The organism is Halobacillus locisalis, assembly GCF_013694105.1.
Lineage (GTDB): Bacteria > Bacillota > Bacilli > Bacillales > Halobacillaceae > Halobacillus > Halobacillus locisalis.
Window position 1 is genome coordinate 1 of record NZ_JACEFG010000004.1, and the last position, 20,833, is coordinate 20,833.

A 20,833-nucleotide genomic window follows, 5' to 3' on the forward strand; every position below is an offset into this window, starting at 1 on the left:
ACCTTATATGATGTGGTGGTGAAGGCGAAGAGGTCACACCTGTTCCCATGCCGAACACAGCAGTTAAGCTCTTCAGCGCCGATGGTAGTCGGGTTTACCCCCGTGAGAGTAGGACGCCGCCACGTCATTCTTCCTTATTTACTTAGTTGCTAACTATTTATCCATTATTCCAACGTAGCTCAGTGGTAGAGCAATCGGCTGTTAACCGATCGGTCGTAGGTTCGAATCCTACCGTTGGAGCCACTTGCTTCCATAGCTCAGTGGTAGAGCACTTCCATGGTAAGGAAGGGGTCGCCGGTTCAAGTCCGGCTGGAAGCTCTGAAGAATATTGTACTTTTGGCCCGTTGGTCAAGTGGTTAAGACACCGCCCTTTCACGGCGGTAACACGGGTTCGAATCCCGTACGGGTCACCACTTATATATCCCGGAGGATTAGCTCAGCTGGGAGAGCACCTGCCTTACAAGCAGGGGGTCGCAGGTTCGAGCCCTGCATCCTCCACCATTTAAAACTTCATACGCGCCGGCCTAGCTCAACTGGTAGAGCAACTGATTTGTAATCAGTAGGTTGGGGGTTCAAGTCCTCTGGCCGGCACCACTAAGAGATTTTCTTATACGTGGAGGGATAGCGAAGTTGGCCAAACGCGGCGGACTGTAAATCCGCTCCCATCGGGTTCGTAGGTTCGAGTCCTACTCCCTCCACCATTTTTTTATTTCCCTAGTAATTCGCTGGTAGCTTATGATCAGCTTATTTTTATGGAAAAAACCGATCACGACATGAATAAAAAGTGTGATCATGTCTATACTAACTTTGTAACGTTGGGCCATGGCCAAGCGGTAAGGCAACGGTTTTTGGTACCGTCATGCGCTGGTTCGAATCCAGCTGGCCCAGCCATTTTCTTTATTATTGAATGATATGCATATGTAACCTATAATTTATGATGCCTACTCAAAGGGTACGTTACATTCATGAGAGATTCATCAAGAAAATACCTTTTATTATTGTGAGCCATTAGCTCAGCTGGTAGAGCATCTGACTTTTAATCAGAGGGTCGAAGGTTCGAATCCTTCATGGCTCATTTCTATTATTATACCATTGCGGGAGTAGTTCAGTGGTAGAACACCACCTTGCCAAGGTGGGGGTCGCGGGTTCGAATCCCGTCTCCCGCTCCATAAGATACGGGGCCTTAGCTCAGCTGGGAGAGCGCCTGCTTTGCACGCAGGAGGTCAGCGGTTCGATCCCGCTAGGCTCCACCATACATAACTTGAACTACATATGATTTAATAAGGTAAAAGACATCCATGTGATGTCTTTTTTTATATCATGATTCTTACATTGGCAAATCGGATCGCGTAGCAATGAGTATTTGTTCTTTCTTAGTAGAAAGGTTTAACTTGGAGGCATAGAAGGAATTGTATGTTTTAGCGGTATCAGAATTTACCGTGTACTTATCAATTAGGCCATTACTGGTTGTGTACATATGATCCACGACGCTCCTATAGGTTGTAAACATGCAGAAAACCTTTTATATACCATGTGACAGCGTATATATATACACGATGATGTCCGGTTGAGTCATTCATAATAAAACGGATACAATAGAAATAGCGAATAAAGGAGGAGACTTGAATGAATAACCATCTTTCCATAATCGGTGTTCCTATGGATTTAGGACAAATGAGAAGAGGCGTAGATATGGGACCAAGTGCCATCCGCTACGCTGGAATGATTGAACGTTTAGAACAACTTAAATATGAAATAGAAGACTTGGGGGATATTGAAATCCCTCGTCCGAAAGTGAGCAACCCTGAGAAGTTAGACAATCTACGTAACTTGAATGAGATTGCAGAAGGTAGCAGCCGTTTAGCTGCTGAAGTCGATCAGGTCGTTGAGAAAGGACAATTCCCTCTTGTACTCGGAGGAGATCATAGTATTGCCATGGGAACATTAGCAGGTCTTTCTAAGCATTACGATAACTTAGGTGTGATTTGGTACGATGCCCATGGGGATTTGAATACGGCAGATAGTTCTCCATCTGGAAACATACATGGCATGCCCCTTGCTGTAAGTTTAGGAATCGGTCATGAAAAACTGACAAGCATTCATGGGTACGAACCCAAAATCAAGCCTGAGAATATTGTCATCATCGGTGCTCGTTCACTAGATGAAGGAGAGCGTGTGCTGATTAAAGAAAAAGGAATCAAAGTCTATACGATGCACGAAGTTGATCGCATGGGTATGACCAAAGTGATGGAAGAATCCATGGACTACCTTAAGGATCGAACAGATGGCGTGCACTTGAGCTTGGATCTTGACGGCCTTGATCCAAATGAAGCACCTGGCGTAGGGACGCCGGTTCTTGGTGGATTGAGCTATCGTGAGAGCCACTTGGCGATGGAGATGCTTTATCAATCCGGAATGATCACATCCGCCGAGTTCGTTGAAGTGAACCCGATTTTGGATGAGAAAAACAAGACGGCTACTGTAGCTGTCGGTCTGATGGGATCCTTGTTCGGAGAAAGTTTAAAATAGAAAACTAAAAAACAGTCACTCGACATAATGTCGAGTGACTGTTTTATTTTGTGTTTCTGATTCTTTTGGCTTATTCTATATATGACTGTATTCTTTTTGGGCGATTCCATCGTATTCGTTCATCAACTGATCCAGTTTTTCGCTGACTTGAAGTACTTCTGGTGATGTGAGGGAGTTCGTGAATGCAACACGGGTCATTTCATCTCGACAAGTTTCAATTTCTTTTACTAAGAAAGCTTCTCGGTGCATATATAATCCTCCTCTTTACATTTTACATATTATGTCTTATAACCGATATGAGGAGAAAATAAACTAGAATAAATTATCTTTTTTTTGAAACCTAAGGGCGAGGTCATCCGTATAGGATATCGACCGCAAGTATAGCGGAGGTATAGCAGATGGAATCCATGATTAAACAGAAAATAAAAGAAGTGAAAAAAGGAGACCAGTCATCATTCGAGGATATCGTATCCTTCTATCAAAATAAGGTGTATCATATATGCCTGCGGATGATTGGAAACTCTTACGAAGCAGAGGACCTAGCACAAGAAGCTTTCATACGGGCCTACACGAACATTCACTCATTCGATGAACGTCGCAAATTTTCAACGTGGTTGTACAGAATAGCGACGAATTTGACGATTGATCGTATCCGTAAGAAAAAACCGGATTATCATCTGGATGCAGAAGTTAGAGGTACCGATGGATTAGATATGTATTCACAGTTAGCGGCTGACCAAGCGTTACCTGAGGAAGAAGTGGAAAGTTTAGAGCTTCAATCCTACATCCATCGAGAAATTTTGGCGTTACCTCCTAAATACCGTAGCGTCATTGTTCTGCGTTATTTGGACGAATTGGCTCTCCAAGAAATCGCGGAAATATTAGACATCCCTGTAGGAACCGTAAAGACCAGAGTGCATCGGGGCAGGGAAGCTTTACGCAAAAGGCTTCGACATGTGTAAAGGAGTTGAGAGGGAATGAAATGCAATAAAGAAGCTGTTGCACTCATGCACAAATACATGGATGGCGAGTTAGATAGAGAAGAAGAGAGACGACTGCGTGATCATTTACAAGCTTGCCAATCCTGCCAAACCCATTTTCATGAACTGAAGCGTACGACGACTCTCATTACGAATACGAATGCAGCGTCTGCGCCGAACGATTTCACGGCCAATGTGATGGCGAATCTTCCAAAAGAGAAAAAGAGGAAGAATTACGCCCGTCTTTTCCAAAGACACCCGATTCTAACGGCGGCGGCTGTATTTTTCATCTTAATGTTCAGCGGCATCACCACCGCTTGGAATCAAGATCAGCAAGTAACAGTTTCCAAACAGGAGAACTTGGAGATCAAAGAGGACATCGTCATCGTACCTGAAGGCGTCACCGTCAATGGAGATTTGACGGTCCGTAATGGCGACTTGAAAATTGATGGCCAAATCAACGGAGATGTCACCATCATTAATGGAGATATTGTAAATGGCCAACCAGAAGGATCCATCGAAAATGGATTGGATTCTTCAACATTGAGAGCCTATACAGGTGAACTCACGGAAGTGAATGAGATTTACGAATGGATTTGGTATCAGACAAAGGGAGTCGTAACTGACATCTTCTCGTTTGGATCTGATGAATAAGTAAGAACAGGACCGTCTTCTAAAAGACGGTCTTTTTTATTTTATTCAGAAGTCTATGATAAGTAATAATGATGTCTATTCGAGAATCGGGCAGTAACCTTGAACACTTGATTCCGGGATGTACAGGGTTCGTCACCAGATTAAGAGCAGGGGCTGGTTTTGAAACAACTCGCTTTCCTGCGGGGGAGCCGGCAAGCCTCCTCTGTCGTTGACACTCCCTGTGGGGTCTCGCCTGGTTCCTTCTCCCGCGGGAGTCTCGCTGTTTCAAAACCACCCCTATCAAAATGTAGTGGAACGAACCTCCTACATGAACAGTGCGTTGGCTAGCAAAATACCCGCACAGCCCCTTTTTTTGAGGTGAACCAGCTCATCTGATGTTTCCGTTCCCCTCATAAAAGCAAGAAGGTCCGGGAAATGGCGAGACTCCTGTGGGATGTACATGACCGGTGAGATCCCGCAAGGCGAAGCCTGAGGAAGCTCAGCACATGCCCACGGAAAGCGAGTCATTTCCCGGACCTTCGAAAACTTCATGAGGTAACGGAAATCACCAAAACATCTCTAAACGGGCTCTTCAAGATATGGGGGAGATAATGACTGACTACTACAATAATGGGGAATAAGGAACAATGTCGCCTTTTGTGTCGAAGGAATTTGTTGCCTTCTTCATATATTGGAAAATCGAAGTGTGATATAATGATACAGGTTCAACTATTTTGATATTACGTGTTATTTTCATATAAAAGGAAGTGTATGCATGCTTGATGGGGGATTGGATGTATTAGATTATTTCTTAATCACGGTTGATATTGCCCTTGTCTGGTTTGTTGTATATAAATTAATCATGCTAATCCAAGGCACGAAGGCTGTCCAGCTATTAAAAGGGATCTTCGTTGTGTTGGGGATCTGGTTATTGAGTAATTTATTTGGACTGACCACACTCAGGTGGCTGATGTCACAGGCAATTACGTGGGGTTTTCTTGCGATCATTATTTTGTTCCAGCCAGAGTTGAGAAGGGCGCTTGAGCAACTGGGTCGAGGAAGCTTCTTTAGTAGGAATACAGCTGAAGAAGAAGATACCGAGAAATCGATTCAGGCGATTATTAAGTCGTGTCAATACATGGCGAAGCGCCGGATCGGGGCTCTGATCACGATTGAAAGAGATACCGGAATGGGAGACTATGTGGAAACAGGCATTCGTGTAGGAGGTCATCTTTCAAGCGAGTTACTGACAAACATATTCATTCCGAACACACCTCTTCACGATGGAGCGGTCATACTTAAGGATGATGAGATTGTCGCTGCGGCTTGTTATCTTCCACTCTCAGAGAGTCCCTTCATATCGAAAGAGTTAGGGACGAGGCACCGTGCAGCGATGGGGATCAGTGAAGTTACCGATGCCCTGACGATTGTTGTCTCAGAGGAGACAGGAGCGATTTCTTGTACGAAAAACGGTGAATTGCATCGTGACTTAGACCAAGTGAAGTTGGAAGAGATACTACGCAAAGAATTGGATTACTCTTCCCCTGCGGTAAAATCGTGGAACTGGAGGGGGAAAAAGAATGGATAATTGGTTTAGAAGCGTATGGTTCATACGAATTATTTCTTTGATTCTCGCCGGGTTGTTGTGGGTAACGGTAAATGTTGATGATAATATGGATTCGGACTCGTTATTTTTCAATGATTCGTCTTCGGATATGGAAGTCATGGACAACGTTCCGCTTGAGATTCGTTTCGATAGTGAAGAATACGTGGTAAGTGGTTTGCCGCAAGAAGTATCCGTTACCGTTGAAGGACCCGCTTCTGCGGTCACACCAGTGGTACGCCAAGAAAACTTCGAAGTGTTCGTTGACCTGAATGGTTATGGACCGGGTACACATGAGGTATCCTTACAGCATTCGGGCATTTCGAATCAACTTGCTGTCACGATTGAACCGAAAGTGATTGAAGTGACGATCGAAGAGAAGGTAAGTGAAAACTTTTCGGTGAACGTGGATTATATTAATGAAAGCAAACTTTCATCTGATTTAGTGCTCGGCGAAGCGGAAGCAAGCCCAGCAGAAGTGCAGATTACAGGTTCAGAATCTGCCGTGGATCGAGTGGCTTCTGTTAAAGCGATTATTGATGTAGGAGCAGCGGCAGAAACCATTGAAAATCAAGAAGCACCTGTGAAAGTATATGACAATCAAGGGAACGAGCTGAATGTGCTGGTCGACCCGAATGCGGTTGAGGTCACGGTCCCTGTGGTTGAACGATCGAAGCAAGTTCCTGTTCAACTCACCGCTATCGGCGGCGCACCTGAGGGAATTATCGTCAATGGATTATCGACAGAGACGCAGCAAGTGACCCTCTATGGACCAGAAGAGGTACTTGCCGAGATAGAAGCACTATCAGAAGTGGAAGTCGACATTACAGAAATTACGGAAGATCAGACGATTGACGTCGATCTCCCTGTTCCTCAAGGCGTAACGAAAGTCGATCCCAAAACCATTAAAGTAATGATTGATGTTGATCAAGTCGGTGAAGAAGGTGAAGCGTCTACAGAAGAGTCACCAGAAGGCACTTCTTCATAAGATGAAGCATTTACGTTTGCATCATCGCACAAGCATAGATTGGAAAGAGAGGTTGGACACAACACATGGGTAAATATTTTGGAACTGATGGCGTCCGCGGAGTCGCCAATAAAGAACTAACACCAGAACTAGCGTTTAAACTAGGCCGATATGGCGGATACGTTTTAACAAAAGAGGTAAAGAGACCAAAGATTCTAATCGGTCGTGATACACGAATCTCAGGAGAAATGCTTGAAGGGGCTTTGGCATCAGGGTTGCTATCAATTGGGGCTGAAGTGATGCGTCTTGGCGTCATTTCAACACCAGGTGTCGCATTCCTGACAAAAGCGTTGGAAGCTGAAGCGGGAATTATGATTTCTGCTTCTCATAACCCCGTCGAGGATAACGGCATTAAATTCTTCGGGCCAGATGGCTTCAAGCTGACAGATGCTCAAGAAAAGGAAATCGAAGCATTGATCGATGGAGAAGAAGATACTTTACCACGTCCATCTGGAGCTGATCTCGGCCAAATCAATGACTACTTCGAAGGCGGTCAGAAATATTTGCAACACTTGAAACAGACGGTGGATTATGATTTTGAAGGTCTGCATATCGCTCTTGATTGTGCTCACGGAGCAACGTCATCACTTGCTTCACATCTATTTGCTGACTTGGAAGCGGATATTACTTCAATCGGATCATCGCCTGATGGATTGAACATCAATAAAGAGTGTGGCTCGACTCACCCAGAAGCCTTGCAGAAGGTCGTTCAAGAGAAGAACGCTCATATCGGCCTTGCTTTTGACGGAGACGGAGACCGTCTGATTGCCGTAGATGAAAAAGGTAACCTTGTTGACGGGGACCGCATCATGTACGTCTGCGCAAAGCATATGAACGAAAATGGAACATTGAATCATTCTACAGTCGTATCGACAGTGATGAGTAACCTTGGTTTTTATAAAGCGATCGAAGCGAAAGGCATGAAGAGTGATAAAACGGCTGTGGGTGACCGTTACGTGATGGAAGAGATGCGTCGCGGGAATTACAATCTTGGTGGCGAACAATCCGGTCATATCATCTTCTTAGAACACAACACAACAGGTGATGGGCTATTGACTGCTTTGCAATTAGTGAACGTCATGAAAGAAACAGGTAAGCCTCTTTCTGAACTTGCAGGAGAAATGGAAAAGTTCCCACAAGTGCTGAAGAACGTTCGTGTCATTGATAAGCAGCAAGTCCAAACACACCCACGCATTCAAGAAGCGATTCAAGCGGTGGAAGAAGAGATGGGCGATAGCGGTCGTGTACTCGTACGTCCTTCTGGCACGGAGCCCCTTGTTCGCATCATGGTGGAAGCACCGACGGAAGAACAGTGCGAAGAGTACTGTGACAAAGTCGTTACCGTCGTACAAGAAGAACTAGGGATGAAAGAACAATAATATAGAGTAAAACGCGCAAGGGGCACAACAGCAGTTCCTTGCGCATATTTTATTACAGGTGGCTTACAGTTTTATGACGGGTAGAATTTTTGTTGACCGGCCACTCAAGACTCAGGTAAAATAGAGGCTGTCCTTGAAAATATTGTCGGAATACGTTTAATGGAATAGAATTCAGGCAATGTCATAAAAGGGTTTATTATAGAATGGAAAGAGAGGGACGGAGTAGAAAGGTATATGATAAAGCGCCAGGACTGTGTTGACGAATGATGCACAGTTGACGAGGAGGAGGTTCATCGAGCGTTCGGCGGATGCCTCCCGGTTGTTCCACTTCAACCGTATGTTCACATATTAAACCGAAGAGGCGACTCTTTGACCAAATGATGTGAACCAAGTGACAAATAGAATTTTTTCGGGAGAGGGGCAACGAAAAGCCCCTGAATATCAATTGCTTTTCGTTGCCCTGTCTCTTAGAGATAGAGGAGGACAACACTTATGTGTGGAATTGTAGGATATATCGGACAGCAGGATACGAAGGACATTTTATTAACTGGATTGGAAAAACTTGAATATAGAGGGTATGACTCAGCGGGAATCGCGACCTTGAATGACAAGGGTGTCAACGTATCTAAAGTCAAAGGACGTATCGCAACATTGCGCGAAGCGGTTGACGAGAGTATTAAATCCACTCAAGGTATCGGACATACGCGTTGGGCGACTCACGGAGTACCTAGTGAATTGAATGCACACCCTCACCAAAGTACATCTGGCCGTTTCACAATCGTTCATAACGGTGTAATTGAGAACTACGTTGATGTACGTGATGAGTACTTGGAGAACGTCGAGTTGAAGAGTGACACAGATACAGAAATCATCGTTCAATTGATCGAAGTATTGCACAACGATATGAACGACGTAGCGGCTGCTTTCCGTAAAGCGGTTGAACTACTGACAGGTTCTTATGCAATCGCTTTGCTGGATGCTGAGAATGAAGACACAATCTACGTTGCGAAAAACAAGAGTCCCCTATTGGTCGGCCTTGGTGATGACTTCAATATGGTTGCATCAGACTCCATGGCGGCGCTTCACGTAACAGATCAGTTCCTTGAATTGATGGATAAAGAAACGGTGATCGTTCGCCGTGACGGTGTGGAAATTCAGAAGCTGGACGGTACAAAAGTATCTCGTGAACCATTCACAGCTGAAATTGATTCTTCTGATATCGAGAAGGGTACGTACCCTCACTTCATGTTGAAAGAAATCGATGAGCAACCGTTTGTTATTCGTAAAATCATTCAGGAGTACCAGGATGAGAATGACAACATCAAACTTGATGCTGATGTGCGTGCCGCAATGAAAGCGTGCGATCGCATCTACATCATTGCAGCAGGTACCAGCTACCACGCCGGTCTCCTGGGTAAGCAGTTCATCGAGAAATTGGCGAACATTCCAGTTGAGGTCCATGTAGCTAGTGAATTCTCTTATAACATGCCACTCCTTTCAGAGAATCCATTGTTCGTTTTCATTTCTCAAAGTGGTGAAACAGCGGACAGTCGTTCCGTACTTGTTCAAACAAAAGAATTAGGTCACCCGGCACTGACGGTTACAAACGTGCCAGGATCTACCCTTTCCCGGGAAGCGGACTACACGTTGCACTTGCACGCGGGTCCAGAAATCGCTGTAGCTTCAACAAAAGCGTACACAGCACAAATGGCCGTACTGGCTATCTTGGCGGTTGATACGGCACGTGCGAAGGGCATCGAACTTGATTTCGATCCGATGCAAGAGCTTGGTATCGTAGCGAACACGATGGAAGCCCTAGCGGATCAGAAAGAGAAATTCGAAGACCTAGCGCGCGAGTACTTGCAGACAACGCGTAACTGTTTCTTCATCGGCCGAGGTACTGACTACTATGTTGGCCTTGAAGGTTCCTTGAAGTTGAAAGAAATCTCCTACATTCAAGCAGAAGGCTTTGCTGGAGGAGAACTGAAGCACGGTACCATCGCTTTGATCGAAGAAGGCACACCTGTGATCGCGCTTGCGACACAAGAGAACGTCAACTACTCCATCCGCGGAAACGTGCAAGAAGTTGAAGCACGTGGAGCGAACAGCATGATCATCAGTATGAAAGGGCTCGATAAAGAAGGCGATGCGTTTGTCATCCCTCAAGTGCATGAGTTACTGACTCCACTTGTATCAGTTCTACCTATGCAGCTGATTTCTTACTATGCAGCGCTTCACCGTGATTGTGATGTTGATAAGCCTCGTAACCTTGCGAAGAGTGTTACGGTAGAGTAAAATAGACACGCTTGAACCTACACAAGGTTCAAGCGTTTTTTTACATACAAATGTTTTAATCAGGAGGTTGTTTGAAGTGTGGAATCTTCAGTTTGAATTGATCCCTACCCTTTTCAGTATTTTCGCGTGGGGAGTCATCCTTGTCATCGCTCATTTTCTATACATAAAGCAAGAGATTAATCCAACACGATGGAAGGCATTTATTGTCCTGTTTATAGGTGTATTCTCTTTTTCATTTAGTTGGCTGATGGATAGTACCGTTATGCGTTTTCCCATCTTACCGCTTGGGGTTTGGATCGTGTACGCGGCCTTAAAAAATAAAGAAGCGAAGTGGCCTGCCTATAGGCGATTTGCGTGGCTCGGCTTTTGGTCGAATTTCCTTTTCTTAGCGACGAGCTTGCTTTCTGTTTATGGGCAAGATCTCGTTTATCCTCCCGACCAACCATCTACGTATCTAGCTGATGTGACAGAAGCTTCGGTTGTCCCATCCCATCCATCCGCGAAAGAGGTTGCTTTGCGGGATGAGGCGTTGGAGGATTTGTCCAAATGGAATCAGAAGGCTGTAAACAGTGTGCAGTGGTATAAAGAAGGTGACCTCTGGGAAGACCCGAATAAACGAGATGAGCGCTTTCCGTATTTATTGAAAGATGCTGATTCGAAGTGGGGGAGCGGAGCTGACAGTCAGGTTTATATCGAAGAAGATGGAAAAGGTCTATTGATTACAACCATGCAAGAGCAGTACTATTATCGTACAGAACAGTCTGTTTTGGTGGGGGAATTGGATGAATAAGAAAAAGCGGCTCTGGTTTGGATTCGGAGCTTTCGTCATAGCCGCTACTGTCTTTGTCTATTGGTGGTTCTTTTCTTCCCCCTCTTCTTTTCCAAAGCAGGCGGAAGCGGTGGAAGGAATCAATCAAGTCTTCGCAGATGCCCACGCCAGTCAGATTCAAGACGTGATCGAGGTCAGTGAACGTAAGCGGTTTGTTCCTTTTATCACGGATTACGCTAACTACGGAGTAAGCCTCTGGGTTTGGAGTCGAAATGAGTGGAAGGCTCGCAATATTTCGATGGTTGGAGACCCGATGCTGTGGAAGGTGGAGGAAGGCGATCCCTCTTCCTATCATGTCTTCTGGAATATACACCCGGATGATGCGGTCGAGGAAATCGACTTTTATCTGATGCGTGAACGAGGATACCATATTACAAATAGTGTGAACGAAACCTATCAACCTGGTGTTCAAATGAAGAAAAGTGTTACAGTAGCCGATCAATCGTATGGAGTGTTGCCACTACCAGAAGGATGGTCTCATTTGATGGAGTCATTCAGAAATATCAATCAGGATAACGGTGGTTTGTTTTCGTCAATGTCTCATCATCCCTATGTAAGGTTTGGGTGGAGGCCGCTTAATTCAGAAGAGGAGAATATTTTCCCTTCTAAATCGGTCAACGGCTCAAGTTATAGTGGTGGAGAAAGGTTGGAACATATGATTCTAATCAACCCGAGCGATATCGAGGTTCCTGTGGATGAAACGTCGTGATGAATTATGAATAGAGGGGAAGGGTGTAATGTTGCCTTTCCCCTCTATTAGTTTATGAAAAGATGTCTTATAGCTAGAGCAGACTACACGGATCATCTGAAACCACACGTAAATAACCTTTGAAACCTCATGTAATTGTACATCTTACGTGCATGACGCCCCTCAATCGTGTAGGGGTTTTGCAACCGTTCTAACTCTTGGAGAAAAGCAAGGTCACAGGCGCAGTAATCCCCATAATAACGATAGCATTCATCATGCCTCTTGCAGGCAGCATCGACAGCGTTTAATGGCTCACCAGGTCCACTACACCCTGGTCCGCAGTATTTATAGCCGGGAAAAAGACAGAATCTCGGTAGGAAGCGGTCGTCCTTCATTGTCCACCCTCCCTTTTCAATCTAAGATTATAGTATCTTATGAAAGGGAGAGGGAGGGCGTATAGTTATTTGCCGCTACAACATTTTTGCGCGGTAGCCTTTTCTTCTTTAATCACGACTTTGCAGCAGTTCTCTCTTTTAGTCGGACGAAGTAATTGTTGTAGCCAGTTCATATTCTCACCTCCTTAAATGAAGTAAAAGAGCAACCCGGAAATAGAGGACATGGATAGAACAGAGACAATGAAAGCAACAACAAGTTTCTTTTTGAAGATGCTATGAAGGAGTGTAATTTCTGGCAAACTTGCTCCGGCAGAGCTGATCATCAAAGCCATCATCGGTCCTAAAGCCATACCTTTGGCCATCAGCATATGGGAAATGGGAATCATGGTGGACAAACGGATGTATAAAGGAATACCTATGATAGCGGCAATGGGGACAAGCCACCACGTGTCTCCCCCTAAGTACTGGGCAATCCAATCGGCTGGCACAACTCCATGAATGACAGCCCCGATTCCGGCTCCGATAATCAAGTAAGGATAGACACTTCTCATTAAGGAAAACGTCTCCTTTACCGCAAAACGAAGATCGAATTTTTTCTCAGGTGACTGCGAGGTATGTTCGACGTAGACGTTTTTTAATTGAGACTCGAATCCTAACGCATGTAAAGAAAAGCCGATAAGTATAGAAAGAAATGTAGTGGTTAAGGTGTAGATTACGCTCACCTTCCACCCTAGTAAGTAAGTCATGAGAGTAAGAATCGTGAGGTCAAGGACGGGGGAAGCAAATAAAAAGATCATCACAATAGAAAATCGAACGTGATTTCGTAATAGATTCACGACAATGGGGATGGTCGAACATGAACAGAATGGTGTAATAAAGGCAAAGAGAACAGCAAACAACGCACTTATGTAGGAAGGACTGTTCTCTAAAATCGCCTCTATTTTTTTGTAAGGAATAAGACCTTGGAAAAGATTAATAAGAAACGAAACACCAATAAAGAGTACGGTAAGTTCCAAGGCGATCCTATAAAAACTTTGTAAAATATCAAACATGATGATCCTCCTTAATCAAGAAAAGTTGATTTATTAATCAAAAAAAATTGATTAATTGCGTAAAAAAATTAGTCACTTCTGAACAAACAGCAAAGTTCTTCAGATAAGATGTGATTGACTTGCTCATCGTTTAACGTGTAATAACTCCATGTACCACGTGTTTCTTTCAGGATCATCTGTGCATCGAGTAAGATTCGTAAGTGGTAAGATAGTTTAGACTGTGGGAGGTCCATTGTCTCTGATAAGTCACAGACACATACTTCACCTGCTTGAGTGATCTCATACATGATCTGCAAACGTCGCTCATCCGCTAATGCTTTGAATTTCTTTTGATACGACTGGAAGGTAGTGTTTAAAGATATATCCTTTACAGGCATTTCTTTCATGATGATGCTCCTTTCATCAAAAATGTTTGATTAATTGTATTTTATATGGGAAATAAATGAAAAGCAAGTAAATTTAATTTTTTACAAATATACAATTGCATATATAAGTATATGCTTATATAATGATCAAGGCGAGGTGAGAAGATGGAGAAAACAATAATTGAATTAGAGTCAGCCGCTCAAGTATTGAAGCTGATGGGAGATAAAACACGGTTGACGATTCTCGGCATGGTGAAAAGCGGTGAATGCTGTGTGTGTGAGTTTGTAGAAGTACTGCAGATGAGCCAGCCTTCCGTGAGTCAGCATTTGCGCAAGTTACGTGATGCTGGTTTAGTGAAAGAGCGCCGGAATGGACAGTGGATCTTTTACTCCTTGAATACGGAACATGTGGCCTATTCGATGGTTGAGCACGTATTGGAGCAGATTCCAGACCAAAAAGAGAAATTAGTTGCATTGGAGAAAGAAGGATTACGTATCCAGTGTGATTCGTAGGAGGATTGTATTGAATTTAGCTATCGTTGCTACACTTATTTTTATACTTACATTAGTCCTTGTCATTTGGCAGCCTAAAAATCTTGGGATTGGCTGGTCTGCCTGTGGTGGGGCGATTCTTGCATTACTCGCAGGGGTCGTCGACTTTCAGGATGTTCTTGCCGTTACGGATATCGTATGGAATGCGACCCTTGCTTTTGTTGCCATCATTATTATTTCTTTAATACTGGATGAGATTGGCTTCTTCGAGTGGGCCGCTCTCCACATGGCCCGTGTAGCGAAGGGGAACGGGAAGCGGATGTTCATTTATGTCACGCTGCTTGGAGCCGTCGTCGCTGCCTTGTTCGCGAATGACGGAGCGGCGCTGATCTTAACGCCGATTGTACTCGCGATGGTCCGGAACTTGAACTTCAAAGAAGCGATGATTCTGCCGTTCATTATGGCAAGCGGGTTCATCGCGGATACGACCTCCCTTCCACTCGTCGTCAGTAACTTAGTAAATATCGTGTCTGCGGACTTTTTTGATATCGGATTTATCGAGTATGCTTCACGCATGATTGTACCGAACTTCTTCTCCCTCGGCGCAAGTATGCTCGTGTTGTTCCTGTTTTTCCGAAAGAGTATTCCAGAAGATTACGATTTATCTCAACTGAAAAAGCCGAAAGAGGCGATTCAGGACGGGAAGATGTTCCGTATGTCATGGGGCGTTCTTGCGGTGCTGCTCGTCGGCTATTTTGCCAGTGAACCATTAGGGATCCCGGTATCGATTATCGCAGGAATCGTCGCGATCTTCTTCTTGATGATGGCAAGACGAAGCGAAGCGGTGAAGACGGCGGATGTCGTAAAAGGAGCACCTTGGGCGATTGTCTTCTTCTCTGTCGGGATGTATGTCGTGGTCTACGGCCTTCGTAACGTCGGCTTAACCGATGTCTTAGCAGGCGTCATTCAAGGAGCGGCTGATCAAGGGTTATTCGTCGGAACGATTTCGATGGGCTTCATTGCAGCGATTTTATCGTCGATCATGAACAATATGCCGACAGTCATGATTGATGCGCTCGCGATTGCCGAAACGAACACAACCGGCACGATGAGAGAGGCGCTTATTTACGCGAACGTGATCGGATCTGACCTTGGTCCGAAAATCACACCGATCGGCTCACTCGCCACGCTATTGTGGCTCCACGTTCTATCCATGAAAGGCTTCCGCATATCGTGGGGATACTACTTCAAGGTCGGAATCATCTTAACCGTGCCGACATTGTTCATTACATTAGTCGGTCTCTATATTTGGTTACTTATTATTTAATAAAAGGAGTGCATGCAACATGTCTAACAAACCAGTCATTTATTTCTTATGTACAGGAAACTCTTGTCGCAGCCAGATGGCAGAAGGGTTCGGCAAAAAATATCTAGGTGACAAATACGAGGTGCTTTCGGCAGGGATCGAAGCACACGGATTGAACCCGAAAGCCGTCAAAGCGATGAACGAAGTGGATGTCGATATCAGCGATCAACAATCGGATATGATCGATAATGAGATTTTGAACAATGCGGCGTATGCGATTACGCTTTGCGGGGATGCCAATGACAAATGCCCGATGACGCCTGCACACGTGACGCGTTATCACTGGGGATTCGATGATCCAGCGAGAGCAGAAGGTACAGAGGAAGAGAAGTGGGCCGTCTTCCAACGTGTGCGTGATGAGATCGAAGCGCGCATCAAGAAGTTTGCGGAAGAAGAGGCCTAATAGAGAAGTCGGGACACGCTCCCGGCTTCTTTTTGCGTTATTCGAGAATTCGACAACGCTATTTTAGATATCATCAGAGACATTGAAGAATTCGACACTGTAATTAAAGATTTCGACAAAGATACTCGAGGATTCGACAATGTTAATGAAGAATGTCATCTATACGTGATGAAACCTTATCCTGATTATTCCGTAAATAGAGGAAAGGGAGCGTGATCGGATGATGTTGCAACAGAAAACAGAGCAGATGATGGATATATTTTCAGCGATGAATGAGAAAAATAAATGGACGGATGACCGCATCCTCATGATGGCGGCTTCTGTTTATGTGGTGAACGACAAGGCGTTTGACGCTGAACGATACTACCAGCTGTGCGAGTACATAAAAAATGACCAGGGGTGTTCTCCTATTTACGTCAGACGATTCGTTTTACAGTAGCGGCTTGGTTGGACACACGATTTGATAATCCGAAAGAGGTGTTTCATCAATACAGTGATTTGTATGATCGCATGATTGAGAAAGGATTCAAGCGGAACAATTTCACGTATATTGCGGCACTTGCTTTGCTTCAACAAAAAAATGATGAAGGCGACCATGATGCCGCCATCCAACGTTCGCTTACGATTTATGGGCGAATGAAAGGGGAGCATCCGTTCATTACGTCAAAAGACGATTATCCGCTCGCTGTGATTTTGTCTCAGCAGGAAGGCGAAGTGGATGATCTGATTGAACGGATGGAAACTTTCTATCGTCAATTGAGCAAGAACAGGTTTTGGAATGGCAACAACCTGCAGTTTCTCAGTCAGATGCTTTCGTTGGATACAGAACACGATTCTTCTTTACTGATCGAGCGAACTTTTGGCGTCTTCGATGAATTGAAAAGAGCGTCCATGAAACCGAAGACGATGCACTATCCAGATGTCGGAATTCTCGCCTTAGTAGAAGGGTCCCGTAAGTCGGTGGACGAGGTCCGCGTGATTCGGGATAAATTAAATAAGCAGAAGAAGTATCGTTGGCATAAAGACTTGAACTATAAATTAGCGGTGCAACTCGTCGTGAGTGAAGCCCTCAGTGAGCATGCCGTAGCGGAGGCCGGGTTATTTACAAGTATGGAAGTCATCATGCAAGCACAGCAAACAGCGATTATGGCTGGATCGATTGGTGCGGTCGCTGCAGCTGATGGAGGAGGAGCCTGAATGACAGTTAATCAAACGTTTGACCAATATGTGAAAGACTTCGAAGAAACCTTTAGTGGCTGGGATTTTTCCTTCGTAAGTGAAACGGGACGGATTCAGAGCGGGGCTTTATCTTGGTCGTATGGAAGCCAGGTACTGCCTTATGTAAGACGAGCGGACTCGTTGCTTGATATGGGGACAGGTGGTGGCGAATTGTTATCGAAGCTTCTTCCTTTGCCGGAAAAAGTGGCAGCAACAGAAGGGTACGAGCCGAATATTCCGCTGGCAAAAGAACGACTTGAACCACTCGGTGTGCGGGTGGCAGCGATCAAAGAGGACTCGAAGCTTCCATTTGAAGACGACGAATTTGATGTGATCATGAATAAGCACGAATCGTTCTCCGCTTACGAGGTTCACCGGATTCTTCAACCAGGGGGAACATTCATCACGCAGCAGGTGGGCGGCTATGATTGCAGACAGATCAATGAAGCTTTCGGTTCTCCTGAGAATGTGTACGAGAATTGGAGTTTGGAAGCGGCTGTTCACGGTCTTCGGCAGACAGGCTTCCGCGTGAAAGAAGCAAAAGAGGAGTTTCCTGTTCAACGGTTCTATGATGTCGGAGCGCTTTTGTATTATTTGAAGGCGATTCCTTGGCAAGTGCCGGACTTTACGGTGGAAGGGTACAAAGAGCAGCTTCTTGACGTTCATCACCATATAGAAAAGCATGGTTATTTTGAAGCGAAACAGCATCGATTTTTCATTAGTTCTGTTAAAGTATAGCTATTCAAAAAGTATTATATAGCAAAAGGTTTTTTGTGAATTGTTTAGATTACATAAAACCTTAAAAGGATCTGGATTAATAAATGAAGGCTGCCCCATCCCGGAGCAGCCTTTTCTCTTAAAATGGATTCGTCGCCCATTGAAGCGATTGCTTGATGAATATACGTTGATGAAGTTTCAATGTGGAAACCATATATTCCGCCATATCTTCAGGCTGCATGAATTTCTCTTTGTCCTGATCATCCAATTCATCACCGAAGGCAAGCTCTGTTGCGACAAGACTCGGGTTCAATGTCATCACACGGATATTGTTGCGGCGGACTTCCTGCATGAGCGCTTCGGTCATACCTTGGACCGCGAATTTTGTTCCGCTATACGCTGTACTTCCTGCCGTTCCCTTCAAGCCATTACTAGAAGAGATGTTGAGGATGTCGCCACGGTTTTTCTCAATCAATTGTGGCAAAACGGTACGCGTGACATGATACGTTCCAAACACATTGACCTCGAAGGTTTTCTTCCATTCATCCGGATTCGCTTCTAACATCGATCCGTAAAAGCCGATGCCTGCGTTATTGATCAAAATATCAGTTGGACCGAGGTCGTTTTCAAGCTTCGCCACGGCTGCTTCCACGGATGAGAGATCAGAAATATCGACGGCGGCAACGCTTGCTTGTACACCAAGTGCCCTTGCCTCTTCCGCCACTTCTTGAAGGCTGCTTTCCGTGCGTGCCATCAACCCAACGTGAACGCCTTCACGGGCTAGCTCGAGCGCGGTCGCTTTTCCGATTCCGCGACCTGCCCCTGTGATATAAGCGGTTTTACCTTGAATGTTCTGTCCCATATGGATCACCCTTTCTATCGTAAGTGTAGAGGGTAGGGGGGAGGGAATCAAACGATATACGCTGGGTTTCATAAGGCTAACTGGAAAAATGTTGGATTTGGTGGGATTCATTCATTATGATAGATACAAATGCCTTTTTTAGGTAAGTCTTTCAACGAATACCGAAGTAATGGAGGGGGTTTGCTTATGAAACGTATTATGGTGTTAGGTGTATCGGCTGGTACTGGAAAATCTACATTGGCGAGACAAATGGGGGAATCACTGGGGCTCGACGTGTTCCACTTGGACCGAATGTTTTGGAAGCCGGGATGGATCGAATCAACCCAAGAGGAGTTTGCAGCCAAACAACAAGAGGTGGTGCAGCGAGACGCTTGGATTATAGAAGGGAACTACTCAGGTACCTATGATCTTCGTGCCAAGCGTGCGGATACGATCGTATATGTTGAGCTGCCTCTATACATTTGCTTGTATCGTGTCATCAATCGATGGTGGCACAACCGTGGGCAGACGAGAGAGGATATGGGCGAAGGGTGTGAGGAGAAGTTGGATTACGAGTTTCTGAAATTTATTGTAACCACCTACCATCGTCGCAAGAAAAGAATGCGGGAGCGGTTTCGTGCTTTTCAACAGGAGGATATAACGAAAGAGATTGTTTTGTTGCGGAGTCGTGAGGATGTTGCAAGGTTTTTAGAATCATTGAAGGCTTGAAAGTTGGAGCGCTGAGCCTTGAGGGTGCGTTTAGATAAAACAGGGTTCTATTTCGGACATTTACATGAGCCATTCGGACAAGTAATGTGAGATTTCGGACATCCACTCCTCTAATTCGGACAAGAGACGTATCATTTCGGACATTCACCGTTAATTCGGACAAAGGACGCATGTTATCGGACATCTTCTCAGCTTATTCGGACATAGGTCACAATTTTTCGGGACACCCACCTCTCTCATTTATGGAGGTCCAAGCATTCAATATAAGGAGGAATTCTTTTGGAGAAACTTTATATGGTACACGGATTTATGGGGACAGGAGAGACCCATTTCAATCAGCAAATCGAATATTTCAATGAAAAATATGAAGTGGTTGCTCTTGATTTACCAGGACACGGGACGAATGGAACACAATACGAGAACGATTACTTCCAACAGACACTAGAATGGTTGAGAGATTACATAGAAGAGCATGGAGCAGGATTCATTCTCGGCCTTTCATTAGGAGCATCGCTGGCAATTCATACTGCTATCCGCTTTCCGAGCTTAGTCAAAGGGGTAGTGTTAACGGGCTACATTCCCTTTGTACCGGATTATTTACAACCGCTGATGGAAAAGCAGTATGATCAATTTTTACATATAGAAAACCATGCTCCTGATACAGCCGATCACTTTGAAAATTTGCACGGGGAAAAATGGAAACAGACTCTTCGGAGTGTGCTTTACATGATGACTTTTGAGTATCCTGCGATATCAGACCAACAACTCCTCCAAGTAGAGAACATTCTTCTCTTGAATGGTGATCAAGAACGACACGAAGTAGAAGCGACGACCTATTTGAAACAACTGAATGATGAGATAAGCGTAGGGGTGATCCCCGGCGCAGGGCACACAGCCAATATGGATTCACCTCAAGTATTTAATAGAAACGTAGAAGGTTGGTTGCAGCTCCATGTTTAATCGTAAGAAACAGCTTCTTCAGTGGGAAGACATCAGGAAAAAGGGGAAGTGGCGATTCTTCCTTGTGTACGGGGTTTTACTCATGATGCCGATCTACCTAGGGGTCAACCTGCTCTATAATGCCGTCACCGGTACAGAGGAGCGCTTGCGAGTCGAGATCATTAATGCCATCATTTTCGGAATCATTTACAGTGGTCTGATGTGGTGGTTGATGGAGAGGAGATATCAGAAGCAAAAAACAGAAAGACATTAAGTCAAAGAAGCTTTCTTTCAGACAAATCTGGAAGAAAGCTTCTTTCATTTACACACATTGTTTTATCAAACCCTGATAT

General features: G+C 44.7%; 21 protein-coding genes, 10 tRNA genes, 1 rRNA gene and 1 pseudogene. 28 read left to right on the forward strand and 5 right to left on the reverse strand.

The window, feature by feature from the left end; translation table 11 throughout:
- Positions 1 to 11: 11 nt before the first annotated feature.
- The 12 genes from rrf to rocF all read left to right on the forward strand — a co-directional run bounded on the left by rrf (position 12) and on the right by rocF (position 2,529).
- A 5S ribosomal RNA gene (rrf, locus tag H0266_RS16835) occupies positions 12 to 125 on the forward strand.
- A gap of 43 nt (positions 126 to 168) precedes the next feature.
- Positions 169 to 243 (forward strand) — tRNA-Asn (locus H0266_RS16840).
- Between the two features lie 3 nt (positions 244 to 246).
- Positions 247 to 318 (forward strand) — tRNA-Thr (locus H0266_RS16845).
- A 20-nt stretch (positions 319 to 338) separates the two neighbouring features.
- A tRNA-Glu gene (locus H0266_RS16850) sits at positions 339 to 413 on the forward strand.
- A gap of 12 nt (positions 414 to 425) precedes the next feature.
- A tRNA-Val gene (locus tag H0266_RS16855) sits at positions 426 to 501 on the forward strand.
- A gap of 17 nt (positions 502 to 518) precedes the next feature.
- Positions 519 to 594, forward strand: a tRNA-Thr gene (locus tag H0266_RS16860).
- A gap of 21 nt (positions 595 to 615) precedes the next feature.
- Positions 616 to 701, forward strand: a tRNA-Tyr gene (locus H0266_RS16865).
- A 115-nt stretch (positions 702 to 816) separates the two neighbouring features.
- Positions 817 to 891: transfer RNA gene (locus H0266_RS16870), tRNA-Gln, on the forward strand.
- A 111-nt stretch (positions 892 to 1,002) separates the two neighbouring features.
- A tRNA-Lys gene (locus tag H0266_RS16875) sits at positions 1,003 to 1,075 on the forward strand.
- A 19-nt stretch (positions 1,076 to 1,094) separates the two neighbouring features.
- A tRNA-Gly gene (locus H0266_RS16880) sits at positions 1,095 to 1,169 on the forward strand.
- 8 nt (positions 1,170 to 1,177) lie between these two features.
- Positions 1,178 to 1,253 (forward strand) — tRNA-Ala (locus H0266_RS16885).
- Positions 1,254 to 1,626: 373 nt separating this feature from the next.
- Positions 1,627 to 2,529, forward strand: coding sequence for an arginase (gene rocF, locus H0266_RS16890; RefSeq protein WP_181473628.1), 903 nt, complete (start codon positions 1,627 to 1,629; stop codon positions 2,527 to 2,529).
- A gap of 75 nt (positions 2,530 to 2,604) precedes the next feature.
- Here the strand turns inward: rocF and H0266_RS16895 are convergent, their stop codons facing one another.
- Complete coding sequence (locus H0266_RS16895) at positions 2,605 to 2,778, reverse strand: aspartyl-phosphate phosphatase Spo0E family protein (RefSeq protein WP_181473629.1); 174 nt, start codon at positions 2,776 to 2,778, stop codon at positions 2,605 to 2,607.
- A 149-nt stretch (positions 2,779 to 2,927) separates the two neighbouring features.
- Here H0266_RS16895 and sigW point away from each other — a divergent pair, with 149 nt between their 5' ends.
- The 8 genes from sigW to H0266_RS16935 all read left to right on the forward strand — a co-directional run bounded on the left by sigW (position 2,928) and on the right by H0266_RS16935 (position 11,984).
- Positions 2,928 to 3,491 (forward strand): RNA polymerase sigma factor SigW, encoded by a 564-nt coding sequence (sigW, locus tag H0266_RS16900; RefSeq protein ID WP_181473630.1) that lies wholly within the window; start codon positions 2,928 to 2,930, stop codon positions 3,489 to 3,491.
- A 15-nt stretch (positions 3,492 to 3,506) separates the two neighbouring features.
- On the forward strand, positions 3,507 to 4,163 hold the full coding sequence (locus H0266_RS16905) for an anti-sigma factor family protein (RefSeq protein WP_181473631.1): 657 nt from the start codon (positions 3,507 to 3,509) through the stop codon (positions 4,161 to 4,163).
- A 754-nt stretch (positions 4,164 to 4,917) separates the two neighbouring features.
- Entirely contained in the window at positions 4,918 to 5,730 is an 813-nt protein-coding gene (cdaA, locus tag H0266_RS16910) for a diadenylate cyclase CdaA (RefSeq protein ID WP_181473632.1), read from the forward strand.
- Positions 5,723 to 6,733 carry a CdaR family protein gene (locus tag H0266_RS16915; protein WP_181473633.1) on the forward strand — a complete coding sequence of 337 codons (1,011 nt, stop codon included), beginning with the start codon at positions 5,723 to 5,725 and terminating at the stop codon, positions 6,731 to 6,733. Before cdaA ends, H0266_RS16915 begins: the two co-directional genes overlap by 8 nt.
- Positions 6,734 to 6,798: 65 nt before the next feature.
- The gene (gene glmM / locus H0266_RS16920) at positions 6,799 to 8,151 is read left to right on the forward strand and encodes a phosphoglucosamine mutase (protein WP_181473634.1); all 1,353 of its coding nucleotides are present in this window, start codon (positions 6,799 to 6,801) and stop codon (positions 8,149 to 8,151) included.
- 492 nt (positions 8,152 to 8,643) lie between these two features.
- The gene (glmS, locus tag H0266_RS16925; protein WP_181473635.1) at positions 8,644 to 10,446 is read left to right on the forward strand and encodes a glutamine--fructose-6-phosphate transaminase (isomerizing); all 1,803 of its coding nucleotides are present in this window, start codon (positions 8,644 to 8,646) and stop codon (positions 10,444 to 10,446) included.
- 76 nt (positions 10,447 to 10,522) lie between these two features.
- A complete protein-coding gene (locus tag H0266_RS16930; protein WP_181473636.1) occupies positions 10,523 to 11,236 on the forward strand; it encodes a hypothetical protein in 714 nt (237 codons plus the stop codon).
- Positions 11,229 to 11,984 (forward strand): hypothetical protein, encoded by a 756-nt coding sequence (locus H0266_RS16935; RefSeq protein WP_181473637.1) that lies wholly within the window; start codon positions 11,229 to 11,231, stop codon positions 11,982 to 11,984. Before H0266_RS16930 ends, H0266_RS16935 begins: the two co-directional genes overlap by 8 nt.
- Positions 11,985 to 12,076: 92 nt before the next feature.
- On the opposite strand, the gene H0266_RS16940 is transcribed toward H0266_RS16935, so the two are convergent.
- From H0266_RS16940 to H0266_RS16950, 3 genes are all read right to left on the reverse strand, one after another.
- Positions 12,077 to 12,358: a phospholipase gene (locus H0266_RS16940; protein WP_181473638.1), complete on the reverse strand. Its 282-nt coding sequence runs from the start codon at positions 12,356 to 12,358 to the stop codon at positions 12,077 to 12,079.
- Positions 12,359 to 12,543: 185 nt separating this feature from the next.
- On the reverse strand, positions 12,544 to 13,413 hold the full coding sequence (locus H0266_RS16945) for a permease (RefSeq protein ID WP_343063342.1): 870 nt from the start codon (positions 13,411 to 13,413) through the stop codon (positions 12,544 to 12,546).
- Positions 13,414 to 13,478: 65 nt separating this feature from the next.
- Complete coding sequence (locus H0266_RS16950; protein ID WP_181473640.1) at positions 13,479 to 13,796, reverse strand: ArsR/SmtB family transcription factor; 318 nt, start codon at positions 13,794 to 13,796, stop codon at positions 13,479 to 13,481.
- A gap of 144 nt (positions 13,797 to 13,940) precedes the next feature.
- On the opposite strand from H0266_RS16950, the gene H0266_RS16955 reads away from it, so the two are divergent.
- From H0266_RS16955 to H0266_RS16980, 5 genes and pseudogenes are all read left to right on the forward strand, one after another.
- Complete coding sequence (locus H0266_RS16955) at positions 13,941 to 14,288, forward strand: ArsR/SmtB family transcription factor (protein ID WP_181473641.1); 348 nt, start codon at positions 13,941 to 13,943, stop codon at positions 14,286 to 14,288.
- Positions 14,289 to 14,298: 10 nt separating this feature from the next.
- On the forward strand, positions 14,299 to 15,594 hold the full coding sequence (locus H0266_RS16960) for an arsenic transporter (RefSeq protein WP_181473642.1): 1,296 nt from the start codon (positions 14,299 to 14,301) through the stop codon (positions 15,592 to 15,594).
- Positions 15,595 to 15,613: 19 nt separating this feature from the next.
- Positions 15,614 to 16,036, forward strand: a complete 423-nt coding sequence (arsC, locus tag H0266_RS16965; RefSeq protein WP_181473643.1) for an arsenate reductase (thioredoxin) — start codon at positions 15,614 to 15,616, stop codon at positions 16,034 to 16,036.
- Between the two features lie 310 nt (positions 16,037 to 16,346).
- Positions 16,347 to 17,233 (forward strand): annotated as a pseudogene (locus H0266_RS16975) (DUF4003 family protein).
- Complete coding sequence (locus H0266_RS16980) at positions 17,234 to 17,992, forward strand: class I SAM-dependent methyltransferase (protein WP_181473646.1); 759 nt, start codon at positions 17,234 to 17,236, stop codon at positions 17,990 to 17,992. It abuts the pseudogene before it with no gap.
- A gap of 118 nt (positions 17,993 to 18,110) precedes the next feature.
- Here the strand turns inward: H0266_RS16980 and H0266_RS16985 are convergent, their stop codons facing one another.
- Positions 18,111 to 18,833: a 3-ketoacyl-ACP reductase gene (locus H0266_RS16985; RefSeq protein WP_181473647.1), complete on the reverse strand. Its 723-nt coding sequence runs from the start codon at positions 18,831 to 18,833 to the stop codon at positions 18,111 to 18,113.
- 186 nt (positions 18,834 to 19,019) lie between these two features.
- On the opposite strand from H0266_RS16985, the gene H0266_RS16990 reads away from it, so the two are divergent.
- The 3 genes from H0266_RS16990 to H0266_RS17000 all read left to right on the forward strand — a co-directional run bounded on the left by H0266_RS16990 (position 19,020) and on the right by H0266_RS17000 (position 20,754).
- A complete protein-coding gene (locus H0266_RS16990) occupies positions 19,020 to 19,541 on the forward strand; it encodes a P-loop NTPase family protein (protein WP_181473648.1) in 522 nt (173 codons plus the stop codon).
- Positions 19,542 to 19,820: 279 nt separating this feature from the next.
- On the forward strand, positions 19,821 to 20,501 hold the full coding sequence (locus tag H0266_RS16995) for an alpha/beta fold hydrolase (protein ID WP_181473649.1): 681 nt from the start codon (positions 19,821 to 19,823) through the stop codon (positions 20,499 to 20,501).
- On the forward strand, positions 20,494 to 20,754 hold the full coding sequence (locus H0266_RS17000; protein ID WP_181473650.1) for a hypothetical protein: 261 nt from the start codon (positions 20,494 to 20,496) through the stop codon (positions 20,752 to 20,754). The genes H0266_RS16995 and H0266_RS17000 overlap by 8 nt, the downstream gene beginning before the upstream one ends.
- The last annotated feature ends 79 nt before the right edge of the window (positions 20,755 to 20,833 follow it).

Excerpts from the sequence above, each read along its gene's own strand:
- rocF (WP_181473628.1), top strand. The coding sequence starts at position 1,627 with ATGAATAACCATCTTTCCATAATCGGTGTTCCTATGGATTTAGGACAA.
- H0266_RS16895 (WP_181473629.1), bottom strand. The coding sequence starts at position 2,778 with ATGCACCGAGAAGCTTTCTTAGTAAAAGAAATTGAAACTTGTCGAGAT.
- sigW (WP_181473630.1), top strand. The coding sequence starts at position 2,928 with ATGGAATCCATGATTAAACAGAAAATAAAAGAAGTGAAAAAAGGAGAC.
- H0266_RS16905 (WP_181473631.1), top strand. The coding sequence starts at position 3,507 with ATGAAATGCAATAAAGAAGCTGTTGCACTCATGCACAAATACATGGAT.
- cdaA (WP_181473632.1), top strand. The coding sequence starts at position 4,918 with ATGCTTGATGGGGGATTGGATGTATTAGATTATTTCTTAATCACGGTT.
- H0266_RS16915 (WP_181473633.1), top strand. The coding sequence starts at position 5,723 with ATGGATAATTGGTTTAGAAGCGTATGGTTCATACGAATTATTTCTTTG.
- glmM (WP_181473634.1), top strand. The coding sequence starts at position 6,799 with ATGGGTAAATATTTTGGAACTGATGGCGTCCGCGGAGTCGCCAATAAA.
- glmS (WP_181473635.1), top strand. The coding sequence starts at position 8,644 with ATGTGTGGAATTGTAGGATATATCGGACAGCAGGATACGAAGGACATT.
- H0266_RS16935 (WP_181473637.1), top strand. The coding sequence starts at position 11,229 with ATGAATAAGAAAAAGCGGCTCTGGTTTGGATTCGGAGCTTTCGTCATA.
- H0266_RS16940 (WP_181473638.1), bottom strand. The coding sequence starts at position 12,358 with ATGAAGGACGACCGCTTCCTACCGAGATTCTGTCTTTTTCCCGGCTAT.
- H0266_RS16950 (WP_181473640.1), bottom strand. The coding sequence starts at position 13,796 with ATGAAAGAAATGCCTGTAAAGGATATATCTTTAAACACTACCTTCCAG.
- H0266_RS16955 (WP_181473641.1), top strand. The coding sequence starts at position 13,941 with ATGGAGAAAACAATAATTGAATTAGAGTCAGCCGCTCAAGTATTGAAG.
- arsC (WP_181473643.1), top strand. The coding sequence starts at position 15,614 with ATGTCTAACAAACCAGTCATTTATTTCTTATGTACAGGAAACTCTTGT.
- H0266_RS16980 (WP_181473646.1), top strand. The coding sequence starts at position 17,234 with ATGACAGTTAATCAAACGTTTGACCAATATGTGAAAGACTTCGAAGAA.
- H0266_RS16985 (WP_181473647.1), bottom strand. The coding sequence starts at position 18,833 with ATGGGACAGAACATTCAAGGTAAAACCGCTTATATCACAGGGGCAGGT.
- H0266_RS16990 (WP_181473648.1), top strand. The coding sequence starts at position 19,020 with ATGAAACGTATTATGGTGTTAGGTGTATCGGCTGGTACTGGAAAATCT.
- H0266_RS17000 (WP_181473650.1), top strand. The coding sequence starts at position 20,494 with ATGTTTAATCGTAAGAAACAGCTTCTTCAGTGGGAAGACATCAGGAAA.